Source organism: Faecalicatena orotica, assembly GCF_905197545.1.
Taxonomy (GTDB): Bacteria; Bacillota; Clostridia; order Lachnospirales; family Lachnospiraceae; genus Faecalicatena_A; species Faecalicatena_A orotica.
Genome location: NZ_CAJJZH010000013.1, coordinates 90,561 through 103,125, shown reverse-complemented (window position 1 = coordinate 103,125; position 12,565 = coordinate 90,561). Strand labels below are relative to the sequence as shown.

The window sequence follows — 12,565 nt, the reverse complement described above, 5'->3', positions numbered from 1 at the left end:
TGAAAGGGGAATCTACTATGCCTGCTGTCAGTGTTTTAATCAAACCTTCCTCAAGTATGTGCAATATGTCCTGTGACTACTGCTTTTACTGTGATGAGGCACAAAAACGTTCTCAGGAATCTTTCGGATTCATGTCCGAACAAACATTAAAAAATGTCATCCGCAAGACTATGCTGCGTGCGGAAGGAATGATCAGCTATGCCTTTCAGGGCGGGGAACCAACCCTAAGAGGACTGGATTTTTTCAAAAAGGCTGTGGACTATCAGAAACAGTATAATAAAAACCAGATTCAGGTCCACAATGCCCTGCAGACAAATGGATATGTAATCGATGAAAAGTGGTGCCGTTTCTTCCGGGAAAATAACTTTCTGATCGGTCTTTCCTTAGACGGCACACAGGATATCCATGACTCGCTTCGCCATACAAAAAACGGCGGGGGCACTTATGCCCGGACCAGTGAGGCGGCAAGGCTGATGGACAAATTTCAGGTGGAATATAATATCCTGACGGTCGTAACACCTGCAGTCGCTGACAATGTCAAAAAGATTTACCGGGATTACCAGAAACATGGCTGGAATTACCAGCAGTATATCGCCTGTCTCGACCCTCTGGATGAAGGTCATGAGAAGACTCCTTATTCTCTCACACCGGAAAAATACGGACAGTTCCTCACTGATTTATTCGACCTGTGGTATGAAGATCTTAAGCATGGCCGCCAGCCTTATATCAGGCAGTTTGAAAATTATATCGGACTTGCCGCCGGATATATGGCGGAATCCTGTGATCAGAGAGGTTCCTGCGGAATTCAGAATGTTGTCGAAGCAGACGGCAGCGTCTATCCGTGTGATTTCTATATGCTGGACGAATACTGCCTTGGTAATTTTAATGAACACCGGCTGGATCATATCAATGAAAGGCGGGAAGCAATCGGATTTGTTGAACGCTCCTTAAAGCTGAATGAAAAGTGCAGAGAATGCAAATACAGCCGCCTCTGCCGGGGCGGCTGTCAGCGGAACCGGGATTTCAATCCCTCCACCGGACTGTATGAAAATTACTTCTGCGCAGGTTATCAGATATTCTTTGAGAAATGTTATGACAGAATACTGGAACTAGGGAGAAGTATACAATAGGACTTAAAATACAGGGTAGCTGTCAATTGTTCCTGAAGCCACCCTTTTTATTTCTGGCTAAACGAGTTACCTGTCTTCCATCAGCTTTTTTGCCTGCTGTATCACGGCTTCCCCATTCATTCTGCCATAATCCTTCATATCTATCACAGCAACCGGTACATCTCCTGCGATTTTACAAATATTCTCCTTCTCAAAGCGAATCTGTGGCCCTAAAAGGATACAGTCCGCACTCGGCATAATACTTTCTGCCATTGGGATGCCTACCGCCTGAATCATACACTCGAACCCATCTTTTGAAGCTGCTTTTTTCATCTTTTCAACCATCATGCTTGTGGAAAGCCCTGCTGCACAAATCAAATATATTTTTTTCATTATTTTTGCCTCCTATATAATTCTACAATCTCTTTTGAAAGGTCTACAAATGTTATACTGTTCATCAGATGGTCCTGAGCATGAATCAGAAGCATGCTCAGTGACGTATGTTCTCCATTTGCCTCCTGCACTAATAGTTCCGTCTGTGCATTATGTGCTTTTAACTGCACTTGTTTTGCTTCCTCTAGTTTCTCCTCTGCAGCTTCCAGTTCACCCTTTTTGGCTAGCTGGATGGATTCAAAGGCCAGAGACTTTGCCTCACCTGAATTAACAATTATATTTAACAAATTTTCTTCTTTGCTCTCCATTAATTTATACTCTCCTATTAATCTTCTATAAAGTCTTTGTACCAGAAGCCACTTTTCTTAATCCTTCGCTCTAAAGTTTTATAATCTACCCCAATCAAACCGTATCTCTTCTGGTAGCCATTTGTCCAGGAAAGTAAATCAATGGCTGACCAGACATAGTAAGCAGTAATATTAAATCCTTCACAGCAAAGCCGTTCAATGGTATCAATATGCTGATGCATATATGAGATTCTTTCCTCATCCTGAAATTGTCCTGACTCGTCAATCTGATCGTCAAAACCAATACCATTTTCTGCTATAATAATTTCCTTTTTCCCATAATCATTATAGATTCGTTGCAGCAGATTTGCAACTCCTTCAGGATAGATTTCCCATCCCCATTTCGTGTAATTACCATCTGGTACTTTTACAAAGGTATATTGATCTTCAATGCTTTTACTGTCAAGGTCTTTTGCTTTTACTACCCTTCGCATATAATAGTTTATCCCCAGATAATCCCCTGTATTTTCTTCCATAAGACGGTAATCGGACTCCTGAATCTTTGGAGAACCATACGTCTTCTGACAGTATTCCAGCATCTTCTTAGGATAACGACCGGTTAGTGCAGGACTCAAATACCAGTCGGACAAGAAATCATAAGCAATATCCCTTGCTTTTAGATTATCAGGTGTTTCTTCCAGGACATCAACAGGCATCGGATTCAAAACAATTCCGATCTTTCCTTCCATCCCCATCTCACGGAACATTTTTATCGCGGATGCACTTGCCAGATTATAATGGTGTGACACTTGAAATGCATGGGCATAATTCTTTTCCTGAGGCGGATGGGTCCCCTGAATATATCCTTCAATTACTTCTGACGCAGGTTCATTGATTGTGCCCCACATCCGTACTCTTCCGCGAAAATGTTCAAATAATATCCTGCAGTAATTCAGATAATCCTTTATAACTTCCGGATTCAGCCAGCCGCCTTTTTTCAGCAGCGGCAGCGGAAGATCCCAGTGATACAATGTAAGGTATGGTTCAATTCCATATTCATTCAGCGTATCAACAATAAAGTCATAGAATTCCAGGCCTTTGGGATTCACTTCTCCAGTCCCCTCCGGCAGAATTCTTGACCAAGAAACTGAAAACCGGTATGTCTGAAGGCCGATTTCATGGAAGAGTCTTAAATCCTCCGCCACATGATGGTAGTGGTCCACTGCCACAGTACCGTCATATCCGATATCATTGATTTCATAATATTCATCCCATGAATTTTTTCCCTTGCCGTCACAATATGCTGCACCTTCTACCTGATAGGCGGCCGTTGCCGCCCCCCATAATATGTGTTTGTGAATTTCTTCCTGTGTCATCACTATGCCTCCGTTTCTTCTTTCTCCTCGAGGATAAGCTGTTTCTCATAGGATTTAAAGAATGGGAACCAGATCAGTAAGTCAACAATAATCAGTAGCAGTACCCATATTAATGCTTTAAAATCCATCGTTGAAATAGCTGCCCCTATAGGTGCCGGTGTTGTCCACGGAACATACGTAAAGGTCTTTCCGATGATGTCCACATACATAATCAGATAAGTCAGTACCCCGTTTACAGTCTGGGCTAATATAAATGGTATTGCTAATGTAGGATTCAGAACAATTGGTGTACCAAAAATCAATGGTTCATTGATATTGAAAATAGATGGTACGATTGCAAGTCTTCCTAATGTCTTCAGTTGTTTTGACCTGCTTCTGAGCATCAGAATATTCAGGCCGATTGTCGCTCCGGCACCGCCCAGTATCATAAAAAATGCCCTGAATGGCTCTGTGTAAATATATTCCGGTGACAGTCCCTGTGTAACCAAGGCTGCATTTGCGGTAAGGTTTCCTAATTCAAAGGCACCAACAACCCCACTTACAATAGAGGAGCCATGAAGTCCAACGAGCCACAGAACCTGGGTAACAACGGAAATTAATATGATGCCGAAAGGTGAATCTACCGCAACTACTAATGGTTTAAACAATGCTTTGATCAATTCCGGAATAAGAAGTCCCCCGCTCAGTTTCTGCACCAGCATACTGATAAGGAAAATACCTACAGCATTTACAATCAAGGGTATGATGGATGCAAAGGATGCTTTTACAGGAGCCGGTACTGCATCCGGCATTTTTATAAATAATCCTCTTTCATGCATGACTCTTGTCACTTCTGTAGTCAGAAGGCCCAAAATGATTGCTGTGAAAATACCTTCCGCTCCCAGAAATCCCGTTGGCATCAGTACTGACTGGTTCGCAAGAATTTGTTCGCCGGTCATCTTTGCAGTAATACCGGCCGACATTACACCCAAATCGGATGGCGCAGAGGTAATCATAAAGCAGACTGCTGAAACAATCATACTTCCTACCGGGTCCATCTTATAAGATTTTGCCAGTGAATGCGCAATTGCCAGACAGATAAACATAGCCATCAGTCCCATAGATGCACGGTACAACAATTCAATCTGCATTCCGTTGGCTACCGCCCACTGTTTCCACGCAATCAGAAATTGGAACAAAAAATTAGTGGGCTTCATGGTCTCCAGATTAACCGGCGGTGATGTCACAATTAAGGTCATGCCACCCAGCAGGGCCAAAGGCGTGGCAGCAACCATACCATCACGAATTGCCTTCAAATGTCTTTGTTGGGACACTTTATTTCCCAGTGGAATCAATTTTGCATCAAGAAATTTTTCAAATCTGTTTACTTTTGCAGCCTCCATTATTTCTCTTCCTCCTCTTTTCTACTATCATTCTCTGTAATTTTAACTGTAATCATACCGAATCTCTCCAGATACCTGTAAAGCCCCTCCAGATTATCTGTCTCAACACGCAGTCTGCCGTCTTCAGTCTGGTATATACAATCAGGGTCTACTCCCAAAATGCTGATGCTTTCTACCATTTGTTCTTCGTGTGATGTCAGGTAAATGCCTTCTGCATCTGCCCGGTCGAGAAAAATATATCTGTTCCTGCCGCAGCATGTAGATGGATTCTCATTCTCTGGGAAATACGGTTTTGTATTATAAATAGCCTCTCCGCAGTCTGCCAGCCATGCCCCGATTTCCTTCAGCCTTTCCACTTCATGAATTGGTATTGTTCCATCAGCCATTGGTCCTATATTCAGCAGCAAATTTCCTCCCTTACTCACCACACGGACCAATTCCTGTATTAACTCTTTTGAAGTGCAGTAATCCTCTGCCCTTTCAGCCCTGTTGTACCCGTAAGATTTCCCTATCCCCCGGCTTTCTTCAAATGGATGATTGTCAATCTGCTTATCCTGATATTCCGTTGAATAGTAGTCTCCATGCTGACCAGGCATTTCCTTGTAAAACCGGTCATTCACAACCACCTTATCTTTCACCGGGGATTCATTGTAAAGCCAGCTCAAAAACGGACGGACCTGGCTCTCATCCTCTGTCAGATCCCATTCACCGCCATCAGAATAAATCACTGACGGCTCATATTTCTCTACAAGTTCATGGAGCTGCGGAGCAAGCACTTCTTTGAGATATCTATCTTTTGGAAGGCCATATTTCTTCACATCCTTTTCAGGAATAAAATATCCGTCATCACAGCGGTGGGATGGTACACTTTCCCAATCAATGATAGAGTAATATATCCCAAACTTCATTCCTTTCTTTTCCACCGCTTCCTTTAACTCTCCTGTGATATCCCTCTTCGGACCATTTTCGAAGGAGTTCCAATGGGTTTTGTGTGGATTTTCCGTAGGCCACATGCAATATCCGTCATGGTGTTTGGTTGTAAGTACGACATATTTTGCCCCACTGTCCCGGATCAGGCCTGCTAAATAATCCGGATCAAACAGTTCTGCCCGGAACCATTTTGCAAAATCCCTGTACTCGGTATCCTCCCCGTACATTTTCTCATGATAACGTTCCCCGCTATTCCGATAACTGCCATATACAGATGCATAATACCATTCAGCATAGGAACCGAATTGTTCATTATTTACGGAGCGGTATGCAGGCACGCTATATGGTCCCCAGTGTATAAACACTCCAAATTTAGCGTTTTGAAACCATTCTGGTATTTCCCTCTGATCAAGGGTTTCCCAAGATTCCGCCATAAATCTGTCCTCCTTTTTAGATTATTTATTTATATTTAAATCTTAACATAACCTTTTTTTATCTCCAGACACAAAAAATCCACATTCATTCTGGAAAAAATGAATGTGGATTTGTTCACTTTTACTATATCCCACTTAAGAAAGCATCCAGGTCCTTTTCTTTTATGAACTCCCGGATTGTATCCTGATTCATTAAAAGCCTCATAACTTCCTGATAAAACCTCTGCAAATTTCGGTCTTCCCGGCTGCCTATAGAAATGAGGAAGACTACCTGGACTTCTCCCCGTCCCCAAAATACAGGCTCCTCAAGAATGCCAACAATCACCACAGTCTCTGTTCCCATTGCTTTATATGGATGGGGAATTGCTGCCATATTTCCATAGTCCGTAGAAGAAAGTTCTTCTCTATATAGAACTGACTCTTCAAACTTTTCAGGCAGTTCCAGTACCTCACGCCCCCTCTGGCATAATTCCCGGATAACCTCCTCTTTTGTAAGCCCTCCTATCTTTGGGAAAAATAATTCTTTTGCAAAATAAGTCTTTAAAAATCCATCGTTTCCCTTTTCCAGAATTTTTCTAACATGAATGATATCTTCCCCATTAAGAAACAGACTTACTTCATAGACAGGCACCGGGACAGGGTCTTCAATCGGTACTGTAGTAAAGACATAATCTATATCGTCAAAATTTATCTGTCCTAATTCAAATAAATTGCAAATCTTGATTTGGTCGATGTATTCCCCAAACTCCTGCCGGTATTTATAAGTCAGCAGTCTGGAGCTCCCCTTTCCAGAGCTGCATACAATCAGGATATTACTGGGCTCTACTACTGGCTTCTGCTCTTCAAGCCCAAGAGCAAAAATGATTGCAAGATAACCAATCTCATCTTCCGGCACCTCCCTGCCATAATATTCCTGCAAAATAACAGCAGTACGTTCTGCTATCGTGTATGCAAAAGGATAATTTTTCTGTATATCCTCCAGCAACGGGTTCACCTGGGGAATGTTATACTTCAACCTGATATCCAGCGGAATCATATGTTGGTTCAAAAGCATAATTAAATCTAAATTTCCTCTCAGATCCAGATTGAATTCCTCAAACGTGATCTCCATCATCTGAGAAACCAGACTGCTGAGTTCTTCCTTAAATACCAGATTTCCCTCTCCGTTGTTCCCGATCACCCGTTTGCCTGCAAGCTGGATTGCCAGATATTCTTTCTCATTATCAGAGATATTTATATCAAAGTAATCCCTGATTTTATCATCCAGATTGTTAACGAATTTTATGTTGGATTCGTCTATCTGTACCTGCGACTCGCTTTGGAAATGGACCTCCATTCCGTGTTGAATCCTTTTTATAGAAACATAGATATACTTTACAAAATTATAAAAAGATATCTCCGGAATAGAAACATTATGTTCCTTCATAAGCCCCGCAACGATCTGGACCAGTTCCTCCATTTCCTTTTGCCGCATGTCGTAGCTTACACCTATTTTACTATCTTCATCCATGAACATATCTACAAGGCAGGTTCTTATATTCGTTTCATCCCCTACCGCAAGAATTCCATAACCGGGCCTTCTGGCTATATGGATTCCATACTGGTCCAGAATACGTTCCGTATTCTTCAGGGCAGTCTTCACGACTCCATCCGACACATAGAGCTGCTCTGCAAGTTCTGAGATAGTAATATAACTCTTCCGTTCCAGTAAATGAAACAATAAAAACTTAACCCGTTCCCCAGGAGTTGCCGGCATGCTTTTGGCTTCCTCTGCCCCAAGAAGCTGAGGAAGGGTTTTTATATCTATCCCTTGTCCATGCACCAGTCTAAATCCATAGCGGGGTTTTGACTCCACCCACGCAGGACTGCCCGGAATCCGGCTTAAAGCTTCATTCAGTTCTTTCATTCTGCTACGTACTGTTTTACTGCTGCACCCGGCTTTTTCAGCTAAATCAGATGCTGTTACATATTCTTTTCCGGAAAGAATATCAAGCAGCAGCATCACCTCTTTGGTTAACATATCGTAAGTTTCCTCTCCGTTATCATTAAGTTTTAATGTAATATAACCATCTTTTCCTCTTTCATAAAAAGGCCGTAATTATTATAGCATGTTTTCATTTCTTTAACAGCTTTTGTTTATACTTTCGATTTTGATAATAAAATGGGGCAGCTGCCAATCATTTGAGCATTTCAAATTGATTAGAGCCACCCCATATGCATTTATTTTTTTAGACCAAAGATATTCTGCATAAACCTGACATAAGTATATAGGACAAGTGCCACCGCAATCACGGTCTCTGCCAGCACCAGAATCTGTATTCCCGGTACCTGCATCCCCAGGCTGCCAAGACAGGCTGCGGCCTGTTTCACAGCGATGGCGCTGATCACAAATGGAAACGTAAATGAAGCATAGCTTGGGTAAAACGGCATTTTCATGAAGCGCACCGCATTTACCAGTGCAAACACATACAGGATACTGGCGAGGATAAGCATTCCAACGAAAAATCCCTTTGATTTGACTGCCACGGACTGCACATAGCCTGCAATGCACAGGCTGGCCGGTGCCGCGTAGATACAGATCAACGGTTTTGCCGGTTCCGGTATCTGCCTGAACTTTGCGTATCGGTATGTCACCAGTATCAAAAGCACGATCAGTGACACAAACCCGAACCAGAATGCCGCACTTCCAATCCCCGTTTTTTCATAGGCCGGTGCAGTAATCGCCGCCACTGCAATCCCGACATATACAATGTAGTAACTCGCGAATATTTTCGGCATCTGTATATGCACGATGAACCGGAATGTAAAGAAGACGATCAGCACAATATGCAGCGCCAGTGCAAAAAGCCAGATATAATAAGCGCCTCCCTTGATAAATGGTTTTAAATATGTGCTGAGAATCATCAGTGCCATTGAAAATGTCCCAGACACACTTGCCATGATCGGATTCTTCATATCTTCCCTGAACATTTCTGGAAAAAGGATCAGTTTCAGCAGAATCAGTATAAACAGAAAAGCCGCGGCGATCCCGCAGATATAGCGAAGTCCTTCCGAATAACTTTGCAGCAGATTGCCAAGTGCCGCGCATCCGAGCATGACACCGCACAACGGCAGTGGTACTTTATGTACTTTATGTATTTTATCTTTCATTCCCTCTCTCCATGCTCCTCTTATTATGTATCCCTATGCTGTCTCTTCATCGGTATTGGTGAGTCCGAACTCACGTATTACGATTTCTGCCACTTTTCCTGCACAGAGTCCTGTATAACGGACACACTGTTCTTTATGCTCCCCTTTCCCCATATCAAATTCTTTGGTCAATACACGGCAGCAGACAGAATTCTTCCCGCTTGCCTCCTTGAACCAAGTGTGGAGTTCATTCGTCAGTTCCATACATTTAACCGCCTTCGGGTCTTTCGGCCCATTCTGCTCCGTGCGGCCAAATAGCAGTCCCAAGGCAAGGATTCCGCCATTCAAAGCTCCGCACATGCATCCCGAATGCCCTGCGCCAACCGCCATACCGGTTGCCATTGCTATCACTTCTTTTGGTACATCCAGTTCAAAATTATCCCGGATTGCCGCCATAACAGCTTCACAGCAAAAGTATCCCCCTCTGAAATAATCCTCGGCATCTTTTCTTATTTTATCGACACTTGCCTCGTTCTTAATGTTCATTTTTCTTTGCTCTCCTCTTTGATTTTTCTTCTGCCAGAATTGCCGCGCCCAATGCCCCGGCATATCTTCCATGACTCGTATTCTCTACTTTTCTTCCGATTTTATCTGACAGGATCTTTGCAAAATATGTACTTTCACTTAATCCCCCTGTCAGCATAATCTTCTCCGGCAGTTCCCGGCGCAGGCTCATCTGGGCAACCTTTGCCGCTACGGAGTCTACAACACCCGCTGCAATATCTTCCCTTTTTCTCCCTTCACCGATGTAACTGATAATCTCTGATTCTGCAAACACAGTGCAGAGGGAACTGATCGGCAGAACATCTCCCTGTGACGCAATATTAAATAGTTCCTGCAGGGTAATACCAAGGCGGTTTGCCATAATCTCCAGAAACTTTCCCGTCCCCGCAGAACACTTGTCATTCATCAGGAAATCCTGTACCATTCCCTGTCTTACAAGGATTACTTTCGTATCCTGTCCGCCTACATCGATGATTGCACAGTCTTTTCCTGCAAATTCAATGCCTCCCCTGGCATGGCAGGTGATTTCTGTAACCACATAATCGGCAAAATCAACAGCCACACGCCCATAGCCTGTCGCGATTGTTTTCGTCGCATCCGAGCGGACATCCACACCGGCCTCGCGCAGCCTGTCTTCAATCACCATTGCCGTTTCCTTGCTGTTCCATCCTGTAGGCAGGGTAAAATGCAGTTCATTCTTCCCTCTTGCCACTACCTTTGACGCAGTGGAACCTATATCTATCCCTACATAATCCATCCTCTTATACCTTCCGTCCTTTACAGGTTTACCATATATCAGCCGTAAACGATGCATCGTCTCTGCCGGGCAGCCCTTTATAGCATCTCTATAAACGCCGCAATCCTTGTGTTCAGCTGACCGATATCAGCCTGGGAATAATCTGTCTCAACGCTGATGTACGGGATTCCTTTTTTCTCGTTTACAAAATCATGGATTCCCTTTGATTCCACGCTATATGTATGGCAGGCCTGAAGCAGCACTTCCACAACTCCGTCGACCTGATATTCATCAATCAGGCGTCCCATAAGTTCCAGCCGGTTCGGATTCGGGGTCATGACAGAACATCCGATATTCAGATAACGTCTCGCCAGTGCATCATACACATCCGGATTGTCCTCATCTACCAGCTTGTCAATGGATTTTGCCCCGGTACAGTTTTCATAGGTAACAACAATACCGCCGTTATCTTCAATCGCTTTGATAACCTTCTCCGTAGCGCCTCCCACCGGACATCCTGTCACCAGAATACGGGGCTTCTCTTCCTGCATGATACCTTCGGCATACTCTTTTTCAATCTTATCAACCAGTGCATCGACCTCCGCCGGAATTGCTTTTCTATCAAACTTAAACGTACTGCCATAGAGCACCTTAAACAAATCCTGTCCTTTGATCGGCGCAGGGTCATGCTTCATGACCTCATACAACCTTTTTAAGGAACGTCTGCCTGCGTTATTAACTTTTATCGCATCACGGATCTGGTCTTCAGTTATCTCCACATCGAACTTCTTCTCTAAATACTCCTTGAAACGGATAATCTCACTCTTCCACAGTTTGAGGCCCTCTTCCCTCTGGCTGTTCGGCAGTTCCATGAGAAATACATCCTTAAACTCTGCCATGTACTCATACATTTTCTTTTTTCCGTCACAGGTAGTTTCCCCTACTACCACATCTGAAAAATAAAAGAACGGACATTTATCTGTGATGGCAAATCCATAACTGGATTTGATCAGCGGACACAAGTTCTTCGGCAGGTCTCTCTCAGCCACCGGAATCGTCTCATCTGATGTGGAACACAGCCCTACCGTGGCAGCGCCCATTGCCATCGCGATCTCCTGTGGGAAATAGGTGCAGTAAGCCCCCACAATCGGAATCCCCTTATCCTTTAATTCCTTGACAGTCAGAAATGAATTCTTCCGCTGTTCTGCAAACTCCTCAAATACTTCCGGCAGATCTTTAATTACTTCCATTTTCAAGTCCTCCAATTAATCTTCTCCGGCCCCGGTATGTTGCGGGGCCTTGTACAGTCTGTTTATATTTTATCATTGTCCTTATTTATTCACTAATTAATAATTGGCATATACATTGATACTTATAGATTTTGTCTATGATTTCGATTTACAGACATAGGAAAACGCCCGGGCTTTCACCCGGGCGTCTCTTCTTTTTAATATTTTCCCGTCACTTACCGGCTGCATGGATTGTGATGTTGTTCCCGGGGACAGCGGCACGGACTGCACCCACAGCGTGGGCAGCAGCATGGCCTGCATGGCGGAACGGGAATTTCCGGATAAGTCGTTGCTGCCGCGTATGCGCTCGGAGTTCCCTCCGCTCCGCCGACAATGGCAGCCACCCGGTAATAGTAGGCCGTTCCCGGCGTCAGTCCCGTATCACTGTAGGCCGGGCCGGAAGCCGTGCCAACATACTGGTATGTCCCGTCCGGTGTCGTACTGCGGTAAACTGCATAGGCCATAGCATTCGGTACAGGGTTCCACGTCGTATTGATCTGCGTCTGGCTCACCGGTGTAGCTATTACATTCGTCGGCATTGGTACATCGGCATCCGTGGTGGCAGACGCGATATTACTCAAAGCCCCTTCTGTAGTGCCCGCCGTGGCCGACACCCGGTAATAGTAAGTGGTATTTGGTGTCAGGCCTGCATCCGTGTATGACGTTGCTGCCGTCAGCCCAACCAGCTCATATGGGCCGGAAACCGTTGTACTGCGGTACACCTTATACAGTTCAGCTCCGGCTGCCCCGTCCCATGACGTGTTGATTCTTATCGGACCGTCAGCCACCGCGATCAGATTCTGCGGCGCGTCAGGCTCATCAGCATTTGCAGCTATATTTGAGGGCACAGACATATTCTCTGGATTACTCATACTCCTTTTTTCTTGCTCCTTCATAGTGATTCTCCTTTCGGGGAAATGAGATAAAGTCTCAATA

General features: G+C 44.2%; 12 protein-coding genes. 1 reads left to right on the top strand and 11 read right to left on the bottom strand.

Annotation, left to right across the window (positions count from 1 at the left end):
* The first annotated feature begins 17 nt into the window (after window positions 1-17).
* A complete protein-coding gene (locus ABIN22_RS21215; RefSeq protein WP_346911053.1) occupies window positions 18-1,130 on the top strand; it encodes an anaerobic sulfatase maturase in 1,113 nt (370 codons plus the stop codon).
* Between the two features lie 66 nt (window positions 1,131-1,196).
* Here ABIN22_RS21215 and ABIN22_RS21210 read toward each other — a convergent pair whose 3' ends face one another.
* From ABIN22_RS21210 to ABIN22_RS21160, 11 genes are all read right to left on the bottom strand, one after another.
* Window positions 1,197-1,502: a PTS sugar transporter subunit IIB gene (locus ABIN22_RS21210; RefSeq protein WP_346911051.1), complete on the bottom strand. Its 306-nt coding sequence runs from the start codon at window positions 1,500-1,502 to the stop codon at window positions 1,197-1,199.
* Window positions 1,502-1,810, bottom strand: coding sequence for a PTS sugar transporter subunit IIA (locus ABIN22_RS21205; RefSeq protein ID WP_118622942.1), 309 nt, complete (start codon window positions 1,808-1,810; stop codon window positions 1,502-1,504). Before ABIN22_RS21205 ends, ABIN22_RS21210 begins: the two co-directional genes overlap by 1 nt.
* A gap of 17 nt (window positions 1,811-1,827) precedes the next feature.
* A complete protein-coding gene (locus ABIN22_RS21200; protein WP_346911048.1) occupies window positions 1,828-3,165 on the bottom strand; it encodes a glycoside hydrolase family 1 protein in 1,338 nt (445 codons plus the stop codon).
* Between the two features lie 2 nt (window positions 3,166-3,167).
* Window positions 3,168-4,547 (bottom strand): PTS sugar transporter subunit IIC, encoded by a 1,380-nt coding sequence (locus tag ABIN22_RS21195; protein ID WP_118622946.1) that lies wholly within the window; start codon window positions 4,545-4,547, stop codon window positions 3,168-3,170.
* On the bottom strand, window positions 4,547-5,911 hold the full coding sequence (locus ABIN22_RS21190; RefSeq protein ID WP_346911046.1) for an alpha-L-fucosidase: 1,365 nt from the start codon (window positions 5,909-5,911) through the stop codon (window positions 4,547-4,549). Before ABIN22_RS21190 ends, ABIN22_RS21195 begins: the two co-directional genes overlap by 1 nt.
* A gap of 124 nt (window positions 5,912-6,035) precedes the next feature.
* Entirely contained in the window at window positions 6,036-7,931 is a 1,896-nt protein-coding gene (locus tag ABIN22_RS21185) for a BglG family transcription antiterminator (RefSeq protein ID WP_118622950.1), read from the bottom strand.
* A 200-nt stretch (window positions 7,932-8,131) separates the two neighbouring features.
* Window positions 8,132-9,061, bottom strand: a complete 930-nt coding sequence (locus tag ABIN22_RS21180; RefSeq protein ID WP_346911044.1) for a TDT family transporter — start codon at window positions 9,059-9,061, stop codon at window positions 8,132-8,134.
* 33 nt (window positions 9,062-9,094) lie between these two features.
* Entirely contained in the window at window positions 9,095-9,586 is a 492-nt protein-coding gene (locus tag ABIN22_RS21175) for a C-GCAxxG-C-C family protein (protein WP_109731337.1), read from the bottom strand.
* Complete coding sequence (locus ABIN22_RS21170) at window positions 9,576-10,361, bottom strand: acyl-CoA dehydratase activase (RefSeq protein WP_346911042.1); 786 nt, start codon at window positions 10,359-10,361, stop codon at window positions 9,576-9,578. Before ABIN22_RS21170 ends, ABIN22_RS21175 begins: the two co-directional genes overlap by 11 nt.
* 77 nt (window positions 10,362-10,438) lie before the next feature.
* Window positions 10,439-11,590, bottom strand: a complete 1,152-nt coding sequence (locus ABIN22_RS21165) for a double-cubane-cluster-containing anaerobic reductase (RefSeq protein WP_346911040.1) — start codon at window positions 11,588-11,590, stop codon at window positions 10,439-10,441.
* Between the two features lie 215 nt (window positions 11,591-11,805).
* A complete protein-coding gene (locus tag ABIN22_RS21160) occupies window positions 11,806-12,501 on the bottom strand; it encodes a fibronectin type III domain-containing protein (protein ID WP_346911038.1) in 696 nt (231 codons plus the stop codon).
* Window positions 12,502-12,565 lie beyond the last annotated feature (64 nt).